The 19,429-nt window shown below is 66.9% G+C and carries 16 protein-coding genes and 2 tRNA genes; 6 read left to right on the top strand and 12 right to left on the bottom strand.

Annotation, left to right across the window (positions count from 1 at the left end; all coding sequences use genetic code 11):
* Nucleotides 1–76 precede the first annotated feature (76 nt).
* Together C5E41_RS22380 and C5E41_RS33410 are read right to left on the bottom strand one after the other, a co-directional pair.
* Nucleotides 77–655: a TetR/AcrR family transcriptional regulator gene (locus tag C5E41_RS22380; protein ID WP_036525928.1), complete on the bottom strand. Its 579-nt coding sequence runs from the start codon at nucleotides 653–655 to the stop codon at nucleotides 77–79.
* 442 nt (nucleotides 656–1,097) lie between these two features.
* Nucleotides 1,098–1,433, bottom strand: a complete 336-nt coding sequence (locus tag C5E41_RS33410; RefSeq protein ID WP_146097639.1) for a hypothetical protein — start codon at nucleotides 1,431–1,433, stop codon at nucleotides 1,098–1,100.
* Nucleotides 1,434–1,730: 297 nt separating this feature from the next.
* Between C5E41_RS33410 and C5E41_RS22375 the strand changes: the two genes are divergently transcribed.
* Nucleotides 1,731–2,126 carry a tyrosine-type recombinase/integrase gene (locus tag C5E41_RS22375; RefSeq protein WP_146097638.1) on the top strand — a complete coding sequence of 132 codons (396 nt, stop codon included), beginning with the start codon at nucleotides 1,731–1,733 and terminating at the stop codon, nucleotides 2,124–2,126.
* Nucleotides 2,127–2,671: 545 nt separating this feature from the next.
* On the opposite strand, the gene C5E41_RS22370 is transcribed toward C5E41_RS22375, so the two are convergent.
* Nucleotides 2,672–2,745, bottom strand: a tRNA-Met gene (locus C5E41_RS22370).
* 483 nt (nucleotides 2,746–3,228) lie between these two features.
* Nucleotides 3,229–3,302: transfer RNA gene (locus C5E41_RS22365), tRNA-Met, on the bottom strand.
* Between the two features lie 645 nt (nucleotides 3,303–3,947).
* On the opposite strand from C5E41_RS22365, the gene C5E41_RS22360 reads away from it, so the two are divergent.
* Nucleotides 3,948–4,487 carry a transglycosylase family protein gene (locus C5E41_RS22360; protein ID WP_104377736.1) on the top strand — a complete coding sequence of 180 codons (540 nt, stop codon included), beginning with the start codon at nucleotides 3,948–3,950 and terminating at the stop codon, nucleotides 4,485–4,487.
* A gap of 129 nt (nucleotides 4,488–4,616) precedes the next feature.
* Here C5E41_RS22360 and C5E41_RS22355 read toward each other — a convergent pair whose 3' ends face one another.
* Complete coding sequence (locus tag C5E41_RS22355; protein ID WP_181063368.1) at nucleotides 4,617–7,631, bottom strand: UPF0182 family protein; 3,015 nt, start codon at nucleotides 7,629–7,631, stop codon at nucleotides 4,617–4,619.
* 134 nt (nucleotides 7,632–7,765) lie between these two features.
* Here C5E41_RS22355 and C5E41_RS22350 point away from each other — a divergent pair, with 134 nt between their 5' ends.
* Nucleotides 7,766–8,413 (top strand): PPA1309 family protein, encoded by a 648-nt coding sequence (locus C5E41_RS22350; RefSeq protein WP_439956463.1) that lies wholly within the window; start codon nucleotides 7,766–7,768, stop codon nucleotides 8,411–8,413.
* On the opposite strand, the gene C5E41_RS22345 is transcribed toward C5E41_RS22350, so the two are convergent.
* Nucleotides 8,410–9,435 carry a YlbL family protein gene (locus C5E41_RS22345; RefSeq protein WP_181063367.1) on the bottom strand — a complete coding sequence of 342 codons (1,026 nt, stop codon included), beginning with the start codon at nucleotides 9,433–9,435 and terminating at the stop codon, nucleotides 8,410–8,412. The two genes, C5E41_RS22350 and C5E41_RS22345, sit on opposite strands and share 4 nt — an antisense overlap.
* Nucleotides 9,436–9,485: 50 nt before the next feature.
* On the opposite strand from C5E41_RS22345, the gene C5E41_RS22340 reads away from it, so the two are divergent.
* Entirely contained in the window at nucleotides 9,486–11,015 is a 1,530-nt protein-coding gene (locus tag C5E41_RS22340; protein ID WP_104377732.1) for a zinc-dependent metalloprotease, read from the top strand.
* 33 nt (nucleotides 11,016–11,048) lie between these two features.
* Here C5E41_RS22340 and C5E41_RS22335 read toward each other — a convergent pair whose 3' ends face one another.
* Nucleotides 11,049–12,029: an FAS1-like dehydratase domain-containing protein gene (locus C5E41_RS22335; RefSeq protein WP_104377731.1), complete on the bottom strand. Its 981-nt coding sequence runs from the start codon at nucleotides 12,027–12,029 to the stop codon at nucleotides 11,049–11,051.
* A 235-nt stretch (nucleotides 12,030–12,264) separates the two neighbouring features.
* Between C5E41_RS22335 and C5E41_RS22330 the strand changes: the two genes are divergently transcribed.
* Nucleotides 12,265–13,170 (top strand): TOMM precursor leader peptide-binding protein, encoded by a 906-nt coding sequence (locus C5E41_RS22330; RefSeq protein WP_104377730.1) that lies wholly within the window; start codon nucleotides 12,265–12,267, stop codon nucleotides 13,168–13,170.
* Between the two features lie 128 nt (nucleotides 13,171–13,298).
* Here the strand turns inward: C5E41_RS22330 and C5E41_RS22325 are convergent, their stop codons facing one another.
* From C5E41_RS22325 to C5E41_RS22310, 4 genes are read right to left on the bottom strand one after another with little or no spacing between them, the layout of a single operon-like run.
* On the bottom strand, nucleotides 13,299–13,946 hold the full coding sequence (locus tag C5E41_RS22325) for an NUDIX hydrolase (RefSeq protein ID WP_104377775.1): 648 nt from the start codon (nucleotides 13,944–13,946) through the stop codon (nucleotides 13,299–13,301).
* 9 nt (nucleotides 13,947–13,955) lie between these two features.
* Nucleotides 13,956–15,218, bottom strand: a complete 1,263-nt coding sequence (locus C5E41_RS22320; protein WP_104377729.1) for an adenylosuccinate synthetase — start codon at nucleotides 15,216–15,218, stop codon at nucleotides 13,956–13,958.
* A 36-nt stretch (nucleotides 15,219–15,254) separates the two neighbouring features.
* The gene (locus C5E41_RS22315; RefSeq protein ID WP_104377774.1) at nucleotides 15,255–16,235 is read right to left on the bottom strand and encodes a hypothetical protein; all 981 of its coding nucleotides are present in this window, start codon (nucleotides 16,233–16,235) and stop codon (nucleotides 15,255–15,257) included.
* A gap of 5 nt (nucleotides 16,236–16,240) precedes the next feature.
* On the bottom strand, nucleotides 16,241–17,260 hold the full coding sequence (locus C5E41_RS22310) for a J domain-containing protein (RefSeq protein WP_104377728.1): 1,020 nt from the start codon (nucleotides 17,258–17,260) through the stop codon (nucleotides 16,241–16,243).
* A gap of 242 nt (nucleotides 17,261–17,502) precedes the next feature.
* On the opposite strand from C5E41_RS22310, the gene C5E41_RS22305 reads away from it, so the two are divergent.
* Nucleotides 17,503–18,846 (top strand): ABC1 kinase family protein, encoded by a 1,344-nt coding sequence (locus C5E41_RS22305; protein ID WP_104377727.1) that lies wholly within the window; start codon nucleotides 17,503–17,505, stop codon nucleotides 18,844–18,846.
* A 115-nt stretch (nucleotides 18,847–18,961) separates the two neighbouring features.
* Here C5E41_RS22305 and C5E41_RS22300 read toward each other — a convergent pair whose 3' ends face one another.
* Nucleotides 18,962–19,273, bottom strand: coding sequence for a WhiB family transcriptional regulator (locus C5E41_RS22300; protein ID WP_081879546.1), 312 nt, complete (start codon nucleotides 19,271–19,273; stop codon nucleotides 18,962–18,964).
* Nucleotides 19,274–19,429: the final 156 nt, after the last annotated feature.

Genomic DNA, 19,429 nt, shown 5'->3' with positions numbered 1-19,429 from the left:
CGCGGCGCGGTGCGCGTCAGTAGCTGAAGGCGGCGGGGTCGTCGGTGGCGTCGGGTGTCCACCCGACAAACGCCGATCAGCCCGCGGCGGGGATGGCGCGCTCCACGATCGTGCGCACCAGCTCCGCGGCCCGCTGCTCGTCGAAAATGCCCGGGAGCGTAAGTCTTTCGAGGATAAGCCAGTTCAGGGCGAGGTACAGCAGCACCACGGCATCCTCGTCGCCGGGCAGCTGCGACTCCCGGAAGTTGCTGATGTTGAAGTCCAGATCCGCGCGCACTCGCTCGGTCAGCAGCGCTTGCAGTTCGGGACGACGGGTGGCCTCCAACCGCAGTTCGAGAATGGCGAGATAGCCGGTGCGGAAATGGAAGACCCGCTCGACCACCTCGGTCATGAGTTCGGTCATGGTCTCGCGGGTCTGCGGTCCGCGCGATTTCGCCATCGCTTCCTCACTCGGGATCAGCCGCTCGTAATAACGATGACCGACCTGAACGAGCAGCGCATCACGGTTGGGAAAGTAGTTGGACGCCGTTCCCGCCGGCACTCCCGCCTCCTGATCCACCGCTCGAAAGGTCAGCCCGCGCGCCCCCTCCCGAGCCAGGACCTCGATGGACGCGTCCAGCAGAGCCTGCCGGCGTTCCGGATTCGTGCGCACCACTTGACACCACTCCATTCGTAGTACTACGGTTCAAAACACTTCGATCAGAGTACTACATACGAGGCGGTCACGATATGCGAAAGCACCACAGCACCTTCCCTGCCCAGGCCGACCAGCGGCGCTTCGTCACGCGCCCCGTGCCTCCGCGCACAGTCACCACTTCCAAGGGCGGGTGGCCCCGGCACGGCAGGCATGGGGCGCGGTAGCACAGCCCGGTTTTTGCTCCGCCGGCGACCGCGGGCTCGGAGTGCGGCGGCCCGGGGCGGGACTGAGTGACAGTCCGCGGTTAGACCACAGCCATCGTGAGTGCGTAGAGGCCCACCAACGCCGATGCCTCGAACTCGCGCCTGAGGCATCGGCTCGGCTTGATGGTGTGGAATGGGATCCCGAACAGCGGATTCAGGCGACTCCGCTTGTCATCCGGCGCAGCAAAGACCCGTGATCACGGCAGCGTCTGGATTTGCGCCTTAGAGTGATATTCGCCGGAACTACAATCCAAATTCACCACGGAACCGGGCGGGAATTGCAAATCCTGAGGCAGCGGAGCCCCGTGCGGCGCCACGACATACGAGGGCGGGTTGAATGTAGCCCCGCCACACCACCACGACCCGCCTCCCGGCGTCCCGACACCGGCCTCGATACGCACGACCCCATGCGGCAGCAGCGTCACCGTCGGCGCCGGCGGCGGATAGTCAAAAATATCTGCACTACCAGTCGACGCGCCCGCGATACCCGCGCCCAGAACACCGCACGAGACAGTCACGACCGACGCGATCACACCAGCACGAAACATGCTTCTCAACGGAAGCCTCCTATCGAATCACCTTCCCCCAGCGGGGAACAGAGCAACGTAGCACGCCGCCCCGACACCCCTGCTACTCCTGCCGACGGATCGCGGTCGCATTCGCGCTGCACATCGCACGTCGACCACTCGACAACACCCGAATCCGAACCGCAGGATCGGCCCGACATCACCGAGCTCGCTACCGAAATACATTGCGGGCCAGTCGCACCCGAGCAACGTCAGGATCGACCGGCGGTGCGGACACGCCAGCGCTGGAACGAGGTCCACACGTTGCCGGCCGAAGGTGCCAGCATCCTTGCGATCGGCCGCGCAGCCGTGCGACGCTACAAGTCTGGCCGGATTCCGACACCGAAATCACTTGGGCTGCAACCCAAAACAGTCCGCAATATCCACATCGCCCTCCACCGGGCCCTCGTCGACGCCGTCAATATCTGGAAATACCGCGTCGACAACCCCGCCGACAACGCGAAACCACCCCGCGTCGCCCAAACACGGCGGCCGGTCTGGACACCCGAACAAGCCACCCGCTTCATGAACAGCGTGCGCTTCGACCGGTTCTACGCCCTGTTCCGCCTCGAGCTGACCACCGGGCTACGCCGCGCAGAGATCTGCGGTGCGCACTGGCACTCTCTCGATCTCGACACCGGAGCGCTGTCAGTTCATTAAGGACGTATCGTCGTCGCCGGTCACGCACAAGACGCCGAAGTCAAAACCGAGGACTCCGCCCGCTGGATCGCCCTCGACGTAGAAACAGTCCACGCGCTACGGGCCTGGAAAGCAATCCAGGACGCCGAACGCGCGCACTACGGCGACGACTACCGCGGCACCGATTTCGTCTTCACCTACGAAGACGCCCACCCGGACTCGGTCCGGGAACGATTCAAGCGCGGGCCGCCCGCAACGGGCTGCCCGAAATCCGCTTCTACGACCTACGCCGCACCTACATCACCGGAGCCCTCATCGCCGGAATCAACCCCAAGGTCGTCAGCCAACGCGTGGGCCACACCGACGTGGCATTCACCATGAAGACCTACCAACACGTCCTGCCAGGCATGGACGAAGACGCCGCCGTCGCTGCCGCCGACCTACTGGGCGGGACACCACGGACACCACAGCACAGCTGACACTTAGTTTGGCTAATGATGCCAAACGTGATGCCGAACCGCACGAAAACGGCCCCGGAACCATGGTTCCGGGGCCGTTTCCCCTAGTAGCGGGGACAGGATTTGAACCTGCGACCTCTGGGTTATGAGCCCAGCGAGCTACCGAGCTGCTCCACCCCGCGTCGGTATGTTCAACCCTACGCAACCGCATGGGGAAAACCAAAACGCCTGGTGACGGGGGTCGGGTCGCCTACTCCTCGGCGAATTCGGCGAGCCCTGCCGACACCGCTTCCGGTTGTCCGCTGTTCTGCCTCGCGGCGGCGGTGAGTACGTCGAGGTGGTTGTAGCCGGGAGTTTGGTGACCCGATCACGGGGTTGCCGGAGTCGGAGACCGGGACGCCACCGCTGCCGCGGCAGGTGCGCACCCGACGGCGACAGTCGAGGACAGGCACCACCTGCGAGAACATCTGCGCCGCCGAGGTTTTCGTCGGCGTAGGCTTCAGCCCCAGCTCGCGCAGTGTCGGCAGCTCCGCGACCGCCGGGTATCCGCCCGGGCGGCCGCCGCACGGCCATCGGCCCGGACCGAGCTGCGGCGAGGACCCGCAACGGCATGACAGAAACGAAAGAGGTCCCGGAACCTTGTGGTTCCGGGACCTCTTCACTAGTAGCGGGGACAGGATTTGAACCTGCGACCTCTGGGTTATGAGCCCAGCGAGCTACCGAGCTGCTCCACCCCGCGTCGGTGAACACAACATTACACACGAGTCGACAGACGTAGCAAATCCTGTGGTCAGCGCGGTTTTCGAGGAGCGCCGACGCGATCTTGGCGCCCACCGCCCCGACCTCCGCACAACGACTTTCACGCCATGCAATACGGTCGGCGACCCCGCTCTCGCGGAGCACAGCTCCCCATCGACCCGGCGACCATCGCGGCATCTCCACACCAACACGCCGAACCATTCGAACCGGCGACTTGCTGCGGAAGCCTCGCTACACCGTGAATGACGAAGAACATCGCGGGAAACGCGCGCGTCTCCCAAAGCAACCCTGAAAAACGTGACCTAAGCCACTGCTTGCACGTGATTCATCACACATAACGACCATATAACTAACGACTGGAATATCCGATCCTGCATAGCCAACCTGCATCAACAGGCAAATCCAGTTATTCGCTTCATGCAATTGTGTCTGTTATCAAGACGTGATCTGTCGAGATCTCTTCGTTATGGTCGAACGCGGCCCGGAGCGAACCCGTGACGGGCATCCAGACCCGAACCGTTGCACACCGGCAACCCTGCCCCGCGGTTCGGGGATCCCCGACCTCCTGGGGGCAGGGACGCGGCGGACCATCGCCGGGCCGGCGGGCGCAGGGAGGGACACCACCATGAACAAGAACCGGAAGATCAGCAGTCGCGCCCTCGGCTTCGCCGCCGTCGCCGGCGCCCTTGTTGCCGTCCCGTTCGCAGCTTCCACCACTGCTTCGGCTGCGCCCGCCCATGACTGGGACGGTGTCGCGCAGTGCGAGAGCGGCGGCAACTGGAATATCAACACCGGCAACGGCTACTACGGCGGCCTGCAGTTCACGCAGTCCACCTGGAACGCCAACGGCGGCAGCGGCTCGCCGCAGAACGCGAGCAAGGAAGAGCAGATCCGCGTCGCGGAGAACGTGCTGCAGACCCAGGGTCCGGGCGCCTGGCCGGTGTGCGGCCAGTACCTGCGCTACGCGCCCGCCGAGGAGCCCCAGCCGGCGCCGGCCCCGCAGCCCGAGCCGACCGCTCCGGTCCAGCTGCCGAACGATCGCCAGGACCTGATCAACAAGGCGACCGACGCCGGCAAGCAGGCCGCGCAGCAGTTCGGTGTGGGCGAGCAGTTCCAGCAGATCCTCGACCAGAACAGCGGTCTGATCGACTCCCTGGGCCGCTGAGCCGCGGCGCGGTAGTTTCCCGCGCGGCTTACGACCCGAACGCATTCGTTGTAGGGCCCGAATGTCGTCGAACGCGAACGGCGCCCCGGATGATTCCGGGGCGCCGTTGTGGTCGATCACCGGCCGCCGTTAACCGCCGGCCTTGTTGTAGTCGTCGATAGCCTTCTGCAGGCCCTCCAACGCCTTGCCCAACTGGCCGAGATCACCGGACTTCTGAGCGTCCTCGACGCCCTTCAGAGCATCGTTGAGTTCCTTGACCGCGGCGTCCTTCCCGGCCGACCCGGTCGGGGGCGGTGGCGTGGTCGTGGACGGCGGTGGCGTGTTCTGATTCGACGGCGGTGGTGACGTACTGCCCTGCTGGCCGGGCGGGTTGATCGCCGCCTGGCCCGGCTGCTGCGTGGTCGCGGCGCCCAGCCCGTCCTGAACGTCGTTGAGCGCATCACCCAGCGTGGACTGATAGCCGACCTTGTCGCCGTAGGAGGCCAGAACCTTCACCAGCTGTGGGAACGACGCCGTGGTCGGTCCACTGTTGCGTTCCAGATACCACGGTTCGACGTAGAGGATGCCGCCCTCGCCGATCGGCAGAGTGAGCAGGTTTCCGTATTTGATCTTGTTGGTGTTGCCACCGGTCAGCAACGTCCGATCGTTCGAGACGCGGGCATCGGTGGTCATCGATGTCTGGACCTGTTGCGGGCCCGGCGTCTGCGAATCGGTCGGCAACTTGAGCACCGTGAACTTGCCGTAGTTCTCCGGATCGGATGCGACCTGGATGTACGCCGCGAGGAACTGGCGTTTGAAGCCGACCATCGCACTGGTCAGATTGAACTGCGGCCGACCGGTTTTCGGATCACCGATCAACACGTAGTACGGCGGCTGATGGGCGTTGGTCGGAGTGTCGGAGGTCGGATCGTTGGGTACCGACCAGAACGCGTTGTTGGTGAAGAACTCGCGCGGATCGTTGACGTGGTAGCGCGCCAGCATCTCGCGCTGCACCTTGAACAGATCCTCCGGATACCGGAAGTGGGCACGCAGCTCCGGCGAGATCTCGCTCTGCGGCTTCACCGAGTTCGGGAACACCCCCCGCCAGGCGTTGAGCACCGGATCGGTGGGGTCCACGTCGTAGAGGTTGACCGTGCCGTCGTAGGCGTCGACCGTGGCCTTGACGGAGTTGCGGATGTAGCTGACTTCCTTGCGCGGCAGCGTGCGTCCGGTGTTCTGGTCGATACTGTCCTCGACCACGCCTTCCAGCGAGGTGCGCTGTGCGTAAGGGAAGTTGTCCAGCGTGGTGTAGGCGTCGACGATCCACAGGATGCGTCCGTTCACCACCGCCGGATACATATCGCCGTCGGTGGTCAGCCACGGCGCCACCTGCTGCACGCGGCTGCGCGGATCGCGGTTGTAGATGATCTTCGAATCCGAGCCGATGGCGCCGGAGAACAGGATGTTGCGTTCGGCGTACTTGGCGGCGAAGGCGAGCCTGTTGAACCAGTTGCCGATCGGGACACCGCCCTTGCCGGTGTAGGTGTACTGCTCGGTGCCGGTGTCGTATTCGCGCGGCGGCTGGTTGTTCCCGCCCACGATCGCGTAGTCGGCATCCGATTTGGAGATCATCTCGCCGTAGTAGATGCGCGGCTGATCGACCGGGATGGCCTGCCTGTCCTTCGGCGTGAACAGATCGCTGACCGTCGACTTGTCGCCGACGTTGAAGACCGGATATCCGTACCCGCCGCTGGAGCTGCTGGTGCCGGCGCCGGTGGCGGCCTGCTGCGTCTCCTTGGGCGGGGCCACGTTCACCCGGTTGGCCGGAGAGGCGACGAAGCCGTCTCCGTGGGTGTAGACGGTGTGCTTGTTGATCCAGTCGGTCTGGTTACCCGACAGGTTCTGCGGCACCAGTTCGCGAGCCGCGACGATGTAATCCTGCTTCTCGCCGTTGATGGTGTAGCGGTCGATGTCCAGCGGGTCCGGGAAGCCGTAGAAGTTCTGCAGCTGCTGGCGCTGGATGAAGGTTTGGGTCAGCAGATTCGGATCCAGCAGCCGGATGTTGCCGATGGTCTGCTGATCGGCCGGAATCGAACCCGGGTCCTTGGTCTGCGAACCCTTGTAGTCGACGTAGGAGACCTTGTCGTCGGTGAGCCCGTAGGCCTGCCGCGTCGCCGTGATGTTGCGTTCGATGTACGTCGCTTCCTTGGTGGCGGCGTTCGGGCGTACCTCGAACTGCTCGACCACCAGCGGCCACACCGCGCCGACCAGGATCGACGACAGCAACAGCAGGGCGGCCGCCATCGCGGGCACGCGCAGATCGCGCAGCACCACGCCGGCGAAGAACGCGACGGCGCAGATGATCGCGATCGACATCAGGATCAGCTTGGCCGGCAGTACGGCGTTGATATCGGTGTAGGAACCGCCGGTGAAGGTGGGCTCCTTACGGGTGCTCGACAGCAGCGAATACCGGTCGAACCAGTAGGCGACCGCCTTCAGCACCACGAATGTGCCCGCGATCAGCGCCAGCTGGATGCGCGCCGGGCGGGTCAGCGTGCCCTCACGCCCGGACAACCGCAGCCCGCCGAAGATGTAGTGGGTGACGAGATTGGCGAAGAACGCGATCACCGCGGCCACGAACAGCCAGTTCAGCAGCAGCTTGTAGAACGGCAGATCGAAGGCGTAGAACCCGACGTCGATGTTGAACTGCGGATCCTTGATCCCGAAGGAGCCACCGTGCAGGAACAGCTGCACCGTGACCCAGCTCGATTGTGCGACCAGACCCGACAGCAGGCCGACCAGCACCGGAATGCCGATGCCGAACAGCCGCAACCGGCCCATCACGGTGGTGCGGTAGCGGGCGATCGGATCGCTGGGACCGGACACCGGGACGAAGACCGGGCGAGTTCGATAGGCGGCCAGCAGCGCCAGCCAGACCAGCGCCCCGACCACGATCGCCACGACGAGGAACAACAGGAGCCGGGTGACGAGCACCGTGGTGAACACCTGGCGGAAGCCGACCTCGCCGAACCACAGCCAGTTGGTATAGGCGTCGGTCAACCGCGGGCCGACCAGCAGTAACGCCGCAATCACGAGCGCGGTGATCAGCAATATCCGGCTGCGTCGAGACAGCGAAGGTAAGCCTGTCGGGGGGCGCATGCCCACGGTGCCACTCTCCCAGGTCCGGCGGCGTACCGAAGCGATTGTCGGCCGATACACCGCAGTCCGATGATGCGTGTGGTCCCTGCGGACCGTCTCTCGCGCCCCACTCTACGTAAAACGGGTCGGCTTGGATCGCGATGGCTCCGGTATGCCGTGGCGGGGACGCGGGCGCTCGCGGTGGACGTACAGTGTCGGCCGTGACTGTGGACAATCCCTCCTCCGCCCTGTACCGCTGCATCCGGGACGTGGCCGAGTTCGCCGACACCGAGGGCTGGGATCAGCCGCCGCAGTTGTTCGCGCTGGTGCCGACCGCCGACCTGGTGGCCGCCGAGCCGACGCTCGAGGATCAGCTCGACGATGGAGCCGCATTGACTCCCATTGCCCAGGAACCGCTTCCGGACGATCTGAGCGGCGACTCGATGGCGCTCGACGAATTTCTCGCCACCACCAGCTGGCCGCCCGCCGTCGAGGGGGTGGTGCTGGTACAGCAGATCGTGGTGCTGCCGCCGACCGCCGAACGCACGCTCGACGAGGCCATCGCACCGCTGCTGGCCGACCGCGACGCCGCCGACCGCGCCGGCCGCGACGCCGCACAAACGCATCCCGAGCGCCGCGACGCCCGGCTCTACGCGGGCGTGCTGCGAGACGGAGTCTCGTTGTGCCTGTTGCAGTTACGCCCCGAGGAGGATGAGGCCTTCCCCGAGCTGGATCTGCGCACTGCGCCGAACCTGGCTCCCAACCTGGTCGACGCGCTGCGTCACACGCTCGAGAACGAGCCGGACTAACCGCAGCTGGGGGCGGGCCGTCCGGCGTTGATGTCGTCGAGCGACTGCACCGCGGCGGACAACGTGTCGACCTTCACGAGCTTCAGGCCGTCCGGGGTGCGCTGGCGGGCCTCGTTGCAGTTGTCGGCGGGGACCAGGAAGGTCTCCGCACCGGCGTCGCGGGCCGCGATCATCTTGTACTGGATGCCGCCGATCGGGCCGACCTTGCCCTGCGGATCGATGGTCCCGGTGCCGGCGACGAAGCGTCCGCCGTTGAGTTCACCAGGGCTGAGCTTGTCGACCAGGGCCAGGCTGAACATCAGTCCGGCCGAGGGGCCGCCGATATCGGCGAGGTTGAAATCGACCTGCAGCGGACCGGCCGGCACTTGCTGCGGAGTGACACCGAGGTAGGCCTTGTTCGAATCATCCGGGCGCGTACCGAGTTTCACCTCGACCGTTTGTTCGGCGCCGCCGCGGCGGATCACCATCGGGATCGTCGTACCCGGGGCGGCGCCCTGCACCGCGTCGATCACGTCCTTGGAGGTCGCGATCGGTTTCCCGTTCACGCTCACCAGTTCGTCGCCCTTCTGCAGCACCGCTTTGGCCGGGCCGTCGTCGGCCACCACGCGCACCTGAACCCTGGTCGGATACTTCAGGAAGTTCAGCGCCGCCAGTTCGGCGTTGTCCTCGGACTCCTTGAAATCGGCCTGGTTGGACTTGTCCACCTGATCGCGCGGAACGCCCGGGGGGTAGACCTCCGCGCGCGGCACCAACCCGTAGCGGCCGTCCACCCACAAGCCCATCGCCTCGAATATATTCAGCCCGTCGCGAACGGACACCGTCGTCATGTTCAGGTGTCCCGAGGTCGGATCCACCGCGGCCCCCTGTACCGAGACGACCTGCTTACCCTCCACCTCGCCGAGGGTATTGAAGGTGGGACCAGGGCCGAGAGCGACGAACGGCACCGTCACCGCACTGCCCACCACACCGAGGACGAGCACGGGCACCAGAGCCGCTATCAAGGTGATGATCCGACGATTCACCCGGCCCACAGTAGCGGCTCCACGATCACCATCCGCGTAGCCTTGGGGGCATGAGCGACGTGCCCTTCGGATTCTCGAACCGCGACGACGATCCCGACCGCGACAAGCGTGACGATCAGGCCGGTTCCGGAGCGAACAACCCCTTCGCCTTCGGCATGGGGTCTTCGGGCGCGGCCGGATTCGATCCCGCGGCCTTCGGGCAGATGCTGACCTCGCTCGGGCAGATGTTCTCCACCATGAGCCAGCCGGGCAGCGAGGCGAGTCCGGTCAATTACGACGTCGCCAAGCGGCTGGCTCGCCAGCAACTCGGTTCGACGGTCGCGCCGATCACCGATGGTGCGCAGCGCGCCGTCAGCGACGCCGCGCATCTGGCCGAACTGTGGCTGGACGCGGCGACCACACTGCCCGCCGGCGCCACCAAGGCGGTCGCGTGGACGCCCAACGATTGGATCGAGCAGACCCTGCCGACCTGGAAGCGGCTCTGCGATCCGGTCGCCGAGCAGGTCTCGGGTATGTGGAGTTCGACACTGCCGGAGGAGGCCAAGCAGTTCGCCGGGCCGATGCTCGGCATGATCGGGCAGATGGGTGGTCTGGCCTTCGGCTCACAGCTGGGTCAGGCGCTGGGGCAACTCGCCCAGGAGGTACTGACCTCCACCGACATCGGGCTGCCGCTGGGTCCGGCCGGAACCGCGGCGCTGCTGCCCAGCGCGATCAGCGAATTCAGCAAGGGCCTGGAGCGTCCCGAGAGCGAGATCCTGGTCTATCTGGCCGCCCGCGAAGCCGCTCACCAGCGGCTGTTCGCCCATGTGCCGTGGCTGCGGCAGCAGGTGCTGGGCGCGGTCGAGGATTACGCGCGGGGCATCCGGATGGACTTCTCCGCGATCGAGGAAGCCGCGCAGAACATCGATCCGATGTCGCTTGCCGATCCGTCGAAACTCGAGGAACTGCTGTCACAGGGCACCTTCGAACCGCAGACCACCCCGGAGCAGAAGGCTGCGCTGGAACGGCTGGAAACACTGCTCGCGCTGATCGAGGGCTGGGTTCAGGTCGTGGTGGCCGAGGCGGTCGGCGACCGGCTGCCCGGCGCGGGTGCGCTGGCCGAGACGCTGCGCCGCCGCCGCGCCACCGGCGGTCCGGCCGAGCAGACCTTCGCCACCCTGGTCGGCTTGGAGTTGCGTCCACGCAAGCTGCGGGAGGCGGCCACGCTGTGGCAGCGGCTGACCACCGACGCGGGCATGTCGGCGCGCGACGCGGTGTGGGCGCATCCGGATCTGCTGCCCAGTTCCGAGGATCTCGACAAGCCGAGCGGCTTCATCGACAGCGTGATCGGTGCTGGCGCCAACGTTTTCGACGATCCGCTCGCGCAGCTGGCCGAGACCGAGGCCCGCGAACGCCGCGAAGGCGCTGCGGCGCAACAGGAGCGGCCGAACAAGGACGCGGAAGGCGACACGAACACAGCAGGCGAAACGAACACAGCAGGCGACAAGAAGGCGGAAGGCACTGCCGCCCAGGACGATTCCGGTTCGGGTGCGAATCCGTCGGACGCCGGTGACGAGCGCGGCGAGAACGAGGATCGCTGACCGGCGGCGTCACCGAGGCCGGTCGCCCTGGTTTCAGCCCAGGCGCGCTTCGGCTGTCGCGTAGCCGAACAGCTTGCGCCCCACGGACAGTGCATCGACCACGACAGTCACCATGCGGCGGCGCGAACTGAGCCAGCCGACCTGTCCGCCGAACAGGATCGACGCCGGAGCGTCGGAGTCGACGGACAGATAGTGCATCGTGGGCGCGTACTGCACCCGCAGTTTCGTCAGCGCGGTCGGATCGCCGAGCCAGCGGCCGAGATACCCCGCGACCAGGCCCAGCGTCAGCATGCCGGGCACCGCCCCCGTCGTGGTGGCGCACCGTTGTGGATTCAGGACACGGGCGTGACGCACCACATCGTCGGCCGCGACCGTGACGGTATCGGCGGGCAGATCCGCGCCGACCGCGAGCGGGCCGAGATCGACGATCGGGCGCGGCAGCGACGGTTGGATTCGGTCGCGCTGCGGCGTGCGCAGGCGCCGTTGCGCGGGAACCGGTTCGAGATCGTGTGGCCGGCCGGGCGTCCCGGATCGCGCACAGGTTCCGGGTTGGGTGTGCACCAGCAGCGTCGAGGAGCCGCTGGTCACGACCTGGCCGTCGTCGTCGCGCAGCAGGGTGGTCACCGAGACCACGTCGTAGTCGCGGTAGTGGCGGAAGGACTCGAATCCGATTTCGCAGCTGATGCGGTCGCCGGCCAGCAGTGGGCGCACGATTTCCAGCGTGCGGTCGGCGTGCACGACGCGCCCGTTGTGGAAACCCGGCACGAGTGCGTCGAGCGTGCTTACCTCGGCGCGCATCCATACCGTGGTGGCGAAGGTCGGCGGGGCCACCAGGGCGCCGAATCCGCGAGCGGCGGCGGCACGTTCGTCGCAGTGGATGGGGTCGGTGGCGCCTATCGCCCGGGCGTACTCGCGAATCGCGTCCGCCGCGATCGGACGATCGCCGCGGGTTCGAAACCGATGTTCGCCGTGCAGCGACGCCATCGGCGGCACGTCGAGGGATGCGCTGACCATATTGCTCCTTTAACCGACCCGGATCGACCCGATTGTCGGCCGCGGGTGGCCGGGCGTTAGCACTCTCGGCACCGGTCTGGAAATTTCACGGCGGGTCGTCGGCGAGTTTTGTGAAACGGTGCGTTTACAGAGGCGCCGCGACATCGGTCGAAGCACCCTGTGGACAACGCCGAACCTGTGGATAACCAGCGGTTTTCCTCCAGGTTCGAGCGCGGCCGACGACAATACTGAGGCCATGACGTTGTCACACGCACGTGGACCGATGTTGCATCCGCGGGTGGCGGTTCTGCGCCGGCCCTCGGGTGCGGTGCAATTGGGATGGGATCCCGAACGCGCGGTACTCCTCCACCCGCCCGCCGACGACACCGATGCGGTCCTCGCCTTCGTCCGGCTGCTCGACGGTTTGCACAGCCATCCTCAGCTCCTGTGGGAGGCCGGACAACTCGGTCTCGGTGGCGTGGCCCTGGAACTGTTACGAGATATCGACGCGGCCGGACTGCTGGTCTGGCCGCGGGCACGCCGCACTCGCGTGCGGACCGTGCACATACATGGCCGCGGGCCCCTGGCGGATTCGCTGCACGGCGGTATTCGGCGACTGGGAATCACTCCGACGCGTTCGAGCGAATACCGCGGTGGTACTTCGGATTCGCTGCCGTCCACCGATCTGGTGATACTCACCGATGCACTGGTGCCGGTACCGGAACTGGTCAGCATGCTGCTGGTGCGCCGAATCCCGCATTTGCAGGTTCGCATCCGCGACGGGCACGGTGTGATCGGGCCCCTCGTGCTGCCCGGCGGTACCAGCTGTCTGCGCTGCGCCGACCTGACTCGCACCGAATTCGACGCGGAATGGCCGCATCTGGCGGCGCAACTGCTCGGCCGGACCGGCTACGCCTCCCCCGCGACCATTGCCGCCACCGCCGCTCTGACACTGCGCGAAATCGAATCGATCATCGATGACGCCGCCGACGACCCGCCCCGAACCCTGGACACCACACTGGAATTCGATCCATGCACCAGGCGCGTCGCCCGGCGCCGCTGGACCCCGCACGCGGACTGCGCGTGCCGACGAATCGGCGCCACGGTAACTGAACCGGCGGCCGACGATCGCGCGGCATCCGTGGCCGGAGGACACGCATGAACGCGTCGACGGTGGTCCGCGCGGTGACGCAGGCGATGACCGGGACTCGCCTCGGTGAGGTCGCCGCTGTCCCGCACAAGAGCCGGGCGGCCGTCGTCTCGGTCGCGAGGTGGGCGGGTTCGGTCGGGTCAGCGCTCGCTGGTGGCCGAGTCGGTGAAGGACCAGACGGCCGCCGGGCGTCCGGTGGCCTTGGTCCGCATTCGTTCCCCTGTGCGGGTGAGGCCGGGGATCGTGGCGAGGGTGCGGTTGAGGTTGCCGGGGTCGGGACGAGTACCGGACAGTGCGGTCGCGAGGGCGACCGCGCGCGTGGCCGGGAACTGCTCGCCGATCAGCGCGCGGGTGAAAGCCAGGTCCTTCCACAGCATGTCGGCGAGCCGTTCCCGGGCGACCTGGACAATCATGTTGTGGTCGAAGGCCAGCGGCGGGACCGCATCGAACGGAACCCACTGAGCACCGGTGGGTGTTGTGGGATCCGCGAGGACCGCCCACATCGCGATCGAGAGAGTCGGCCCGCGCGGATCGCGGTGCGGTTCGTCGAACGTGACCAGCTGACCGACGGCGAGAGTCGCATCGGCGGGCACGCCCAGTTTGCTGTGTACCGCGCGGCGGGCCGCGGTCGCGAGTCGCTCACCGCGGCCGAGCAGCACACCGGGCAGGGCGAGCTCGCCGGCGAACGGCTCCCACTGCCGAGGCGCCACTCCGAAGGTGACGGCCGGGTCGTCGGCGCCGAATCGCAGTGCGACGACATCGAGCGATACGGCGGATTGCTGCTCCACGGCCAACCATCATGCCGCAGCCACGACCCGGGCCACGCGATCGGCGCGATCGGGACCGTGCCCGGTCAGCACCACCGGCGCGCCGAGCCGGCGTTCCAGGAATTCCGGAACATCCGCCGGCAAGGGAACGAGATCCGGGGTGCTGTGCGCGACGAGACCTGTCAGCCACCGCTGATGGTCCAGATCCCGCCAGGCACCGCAATCGAGCCGGTCCCGATATCCGTCCGGGGCGAAATACCCTGCGGCAGCACGGAAGTCGTCACGACCGGCCACGAGATCCAGGTGGTTGACGGCGAGCGCGTCGACTCCCCCGCACGCCTCCACGGCATAGCGCAGCAGAACCGGATCGAGATGGCCGACGCGAAAGATCCCCTGATACGGACCGGTGGCATTGTGCGGCTCCGGAATCGCCAATGCCGCGTCCTCGGTCGGAAAAGGGCCCGCGCCATGGCGAGTCTGGTACGCACGTGTCACTCCCAGTACTGTGCCGGGTGCGCCGATGCGTGCGAGCATGGCGCGGGCATGGCGGGGTTCCACCGTCGACCAGGTGGTGTAGGGGTGCAGGCCCCGCCATTCGTCGAGCAGCACGCCCTGGGCACCCTCGAAGACCAGCCGGCCCGCGGCGGCGAAGACCGCGAGTTGCTCGCCCGGCACCAGTGCGACCGTCCGCGCGAATTCCGTATACACCTCGACGAGGGCGTCGATCGGCTCCCAGCCGTGCCGACCGCTCGCCAGCAGCGGCGCGTAGTGCCGCTGCAGCGCGAACAGCTTGCGACGCAAGACATCCGGGCTACGACAGTCCCGGACCCGAGGCGCATCGTGCTCGAGTGCGTAGCGCACAGTCTCCCCGATGCCCATACCGCAGGAACCGTGCCGCGCGGCACCTCGCGCATCCTCCCGGCAGCGGTTGGCGGCTCCGTGGATCGGGGTGGTCAGCAGCGCGCGCTCGTCGACGAAGATCGATCCCAGCGGATCGGCGACGCCCACCGCGGCCAACGCCTCGGCCTCGGCCGCCAGGGCGATCGGATCCACCAGCACATGCCGCGACAGCACCGTCGGCACGCCCGACAGCGTGCCCGATCCGAACTGCCGGAAGGTGTGGCGCCGGCCGTCGGCGATCACGGTGTGCGCGGCCTGCGCGCCACCGTTGAAGCGCACGACGGCCGCCACCTCCAGGCCGGCCTGTGGCGAGCACAGCCAATCCACGGTGGCGCCTTTTCCGGCGTCGCCGAATCCCAGATCGACCACGATCACATGCCGGTCACCGAACATGATCTGTTCCCTTCGCTTGTCGGATCGGGTTCGCGATCAGAACCGGACGTCGTCGTCGCCCGGGGTGGCCGCCGGCAGTGCGCCCGCACTGCGGGTGCGGACGGGTGTACCGATCGGGGCCAGTGCCTTACCGACGACGTCGGCGGCATCGGATCCGATATCACGCAGATCGGCCAGGCCGGCACCCAAATCGACACGGTCCTCGCCGATGCCGATGGTCAGCGCGATGAGTTCGCACACCGCCGCGGGATCGTCCAGGCGCAGCACCCGCTCTCCGAGCACTCCCCGCCAGTGCTCGAGAATCTCCGGGTCGGTGTAGTAGTGGGACTGATTCGGCAGGATGTAGTACACATGCCACCGATCGGCCAGTTCCCGGTAGATCGAGGGAACCGAAATGTCTTGTGGCACATCGTCGCCGATCACCCGGCGTACATGCGTAGCGGCGAGGCGCGATTTGTTCAGCTCGTCACCCACGATGAACAGATAACCCTTGCGTCCGCGCTTGTCCCACGCGTCGGTGGCCGTGTGCCGAGCCATGAAATACGCGGCCAGTTCGTAACTTTCGGATTTCTGTCCGCCACCACCTCCCTCGAGCAGAATCAGGCGCAGCTGTTCGTCCATCCGATTGTCGGATTCGAACTGCCCGATCTGCAGCGGCACTCGATCAGAGTCGGCATCGCCGATTCCGCCGAACAGAATCTGCGGATCCCCCACATATCCCTTGCGCTGCAACAGGCCGTGCAAGGTAGCCAGCTTCTCCTGCATGATGCGCGGGACCCGCCCCATCGACCCGGTGACGTCGAATAGCACCGCGATCGGCAGCGAGGCCCCGTGTTCGGCGGAGTCGCGGGATTCGCGCACTCCGACACCGAAGGGGTCGAGCAGCGGATGCGCGACCCATTCCGCATAGGGCTTGGCCCGCATGTCGGCGGTGTAGCCGAAGTCGTCGAGTCCACGCGCGGCGCGGAAGGTGCGGGCGGCGTCGTAGGCACTGTCGTCCCACTGTCCGTAACCCATGGTGATCACTGTCCTTTCGGTAGTTCGAACGGCCGGAAGCGGCGGGCGCCGTACAGCCGGTCGAGCAGGTCGTCGAATTCGTCGAGCAGGGTGCGAGCATCGGGCCGCAGCCGCGGCGCGGATTGGAGGCAGCCCTCGGCGAAGGCACGCATCGGTGCGGGCGCGCGGTCGCCGAGCATGGTGAGCAGGAGTCGGTGGGCCAGGTACACATCGGTGCGCGGGCAGACCCCGCTGCCCGTTTCGGGCGGGTAGTCGATCGAGGCCTGCGTGGCCGCCGGCACCCGCCCGGGCCGGGTCGCGAACGACCAGCCGACCAGCACCACCCCGTGCAGACGGGGATGGATGAGCACGTTCTCCGCGGATATCGCGGTGTGCACCCAGTGCGCGGTCGCGGCACCGGCCAGGCAGCGCAACAGCCGACGGTGCATCCACGCGTAGTCGCGTGGGTCGAGTCCGCACGGATAGGCGGCGCGGACTCGAGCCAGCGTCACGAACCCGTCGGTCAGCGCCTGGAGCACGTTGATCGCGCGCACCTCGCCGGATTCGGTATCGGTGTGGTCGACGGCGTCGATCAGGCGCGGGTAGTACGGCGTCAGCCAGTCGTGCTCGCCGGTGAGCACGGCGATATCCGTCAGCGCGCTTCGCTCGTTCGCCAGTAGCGAATTCGCGGCCTGCCGCCGTGCGATCTTCACCACGGCGCCCGCCGAGTCGGTGCGGTACAGGTCCGCGACCGAGCCGCGGGCGTGCAGTGCGCCGAGGCGATAGCGCCCCCGCGTGCCGCACACCTCGAAGGTCTGCTCGGCCGCCAGCCAGCTCCGGTACAGCTCGCCGAGGCGGACGAATGCCGCGGTGGCCCGCTCGGCGTCGGACGCGGCTACCCGGTCCGGATGCAGCGCGGCGGCCAGCCGCAGATACGTCCGATGCGCGATGCGGCGAGCGGCGGAATCCGTTGTCGCCGCGCCGAACAGGTCTTCCGGACGGCGCACCTCCCGCAGCGTCGCCGCGGCTGCTCGCCATGTCGTCATAGTTTTAGTCTAGACGACTAAAACGCTCTCGCCCATACTTTCGCGCCAACTTTTTGTCGAGATGACCAAAACGACCAACGGACACCCGCCGACCACCACCGATAAGCCGTTTCCCAGGGCTTCCCGCACGCAGACCACCGCCCCGAACCGCCCTGCTGTGACAGATGACACGCCCCGGTCCAGGGGTGGAGTTCACGCAATTCACATGGCACGCGACACGATGGGTCAGCCATGATGGGGGTGTGTCTGAGATTGTGCGCCGTAGCTCATCCCGCAATGCCAAGTTGGCGAAGATTCCACTCGGTATCGCGGGACGGGCCGCTGTGGGGTTCGGCCGCAAACTCGCCGGCGGCGACCGGGGCGAGATCAATGCCGAGTTGAATCAGAGGGCCGCCGAGCAGATCTTCTCCGTTCTCGGCGAGCTCAAGGGCGGCGCAATGAAATTCGGCCAGGCGCTGTCGGTGATGGAGGCCGCCGTACCCGAGGAATTCGGCGAGCACTATCGCGAGGCATTGACCAAGCTGCAGGCCGCCGCGCCGCCGCTGCCGGCCGGCGCGGTGCACCGGGTGCTGGACCAGCAACTGGGTACGGCGTGGCGCAAGCGCTTCCGTTCCTTCGACGACACCCCTACCGCCTCGGCCAGTATCGGACAGGTCCACAAGGCCGAATGGTCCGACGGCCGCACGGTGGCGGTGAAGGTCCAGTACCCCGGTGCCGACGAGGCGCTGCGCGCGGACCTCAAGACACTCAATCGGATGGCCGGCATGATCGGCGCCGTCATCCCCGGCGCCGACATCAAACCCATCCTTGCCGAGATCACCGAACGCACCGAGGAAGAGCTCGACTACCGCACCGAGGCCGCCAACCAGCGCCGCTTCGCCAAGGCATTCGACGGCCACCCGCGGTTCCTGGTACCCAAGGTGGTGGCCGGGGCACCGAAGGTGATCGTCACCGAGTGGCTCGACGGCACCGCGGTCTCCGGGATCATCCAGCGCGGCCACCAGGATCCGGCGGGCACGGTCGAGCTGCGCAACCGCGTGGCAACCCTGATGGCTGAATTCCACTTCTCCTCCCCCGCCCTGGCCGGACTGCTGCATGCCGACCCGCACCCCGGCAATTTCATGATGCTCGACGACGGCCGGTTGGCAGTGCTCGATTTCGGTGCCTGCGCACCGCTGCCCGACGGGTTCCCGCCGGTGCTCGGCCAGATGGTGGCGATGGCGGTCGAGGATCGGTTCGAGGAACTGACCGAGCTGATGTACAGCAACGGCTGGGTGATTCCCGGCCGCACCGTCACCCACGCCGAGATCGCCGACTATCTGCGCCCGTTCACCGACCCCATCCGCGAGGATTCGTTCCACTTCACCCGCAAGTGGATGCAGCGCGTTGCAGGCAAGGCCACCGACGTGAGCCGCCCGGAGATGAAAACCGGATTGTCGCTGCAACTTCCGGCCGAACACATCATGGTGTTCCGGGTGCTGATGGGTTCGATCGGCATCTGCGCGCAGCTCGACGCCGAGGTTCCGTTCATGAGGCTGATGCACGACTGGGTGCCCGGCTACGCCGAATACCGAAGCGCCAGCTGATCGTTCACCCACGCCGAATATGGGACGAGCCCCGCATCCGACATGAGATGCGGGGCTCGTTCGTGTTCCCAGAGGTGGCCGAGGCGGATCCGCGCTCGGCCCGAACCGGCGCCGATCACGCCAGTGCGACCTTACGCGGGCGGCCGCGCGGCCGCTTACGGGCGATCACGACGCCCTGTTCGAAGATCTCGCCGCCCCAGACACCCCAGGGCTCGGCGCGATCCAGGGCAGCCGCGAGGCACCCCTTGCGGATCGGGCAGGAAGCGCACAGTGCCTTGGCCTCTTCCAGCTGGGTCGGGCTTTCGGCGAACCACAGGTCCGGGTCACCGACTCGGCAGGGCAGGGTGAGCGCGACACCGCGGGTGCGGGCCGGCCTCGAGGCCTGGGTCGATCGGCATGTCGCGCGAGTAACGGTCGCGGTGGACACGTCTTGCTCCTTCAGCTCGTGCAGCGGTGGTTTCGTTGTCTTCCGCGAAACCGGTGCCGGTGGCTGGAGGCCGAAAAGAACTATGGCCACGGTTTCGCTTCGGGCGATCCGTGGCCAGGAGGCTGTGGTAGTGGGTGCTACCTGAACCGACCTCGG

The sequence above is a fragment of the Nocardia nova genome (assembly GCF_002933465.1).
Lineage (GTDB): Bacteria > Actinomycetota > Actinomycetes > Mycobacteriales > Mycobacteriaceae > Nocardia > Nocardia nova_B.
Note: the sequence above shows the minus strand (reverse complement) of the source record. Positions and strands in the feature narration are given on the sequence as shown.

Coding starts and splice junctions, on each gene's coding strand:
- C5E41_RS22360 (WP_104377736.1), top strand. CDS start 3,948: ATGAACAAGAACCGGAAGATCAGCAGTCGCGCCCTCGGCTTCGCCGCC.
- C5E41_RS22350 (WP_439956463.1), top strand. CDS start 7,766: ATGGCTCCGGTATGCCGTGGCGGGGACGCGGGCGCTCGCGGTGGACGT.
- C5E41_RS22340 (WP_104377732.1), top strand. CDS start 9,486: ATGAGCGACGTGCCCTTCGGATTCTCGAACCGCGACGACGATCCCGAC.
- C5E41_RS22335 (WP_104377731.1), bottom strand. CDS start 12,029: ATGGTCAGCGCATCCCTCGACGTGCCGCCGATGGCGTCGCTGCACGGC.
- C5E41_RS22330 (WP_104377730.1), top strand. CDS start 12,265: ATGACGTTGTCACACGCACGTGGACCGATGTTGCATCCGCGGGTGGCG.
- C5E41_RS22320 (WP_104377729.1), bottom strand. CDS start 15,218: ATGTTCGGTGACCGGCATGTGATCGTGGTCGATCTGGGATTCGGCGAC.
- C5E41_RS22315 (WP_104377774.1), bottom strand. CDS start 16,235: ATGGGTTACGGACAGTGGGACGACAGTGCCTACGACGCCGCCCGCACC.
- C5E41_RS22310 (WP_104377728.1), bottom strand. CDS start 17,260: ATGACGACATGGCGAGCAGCCGCGGCGACGCTGCGGGAGGTGCGCCGT.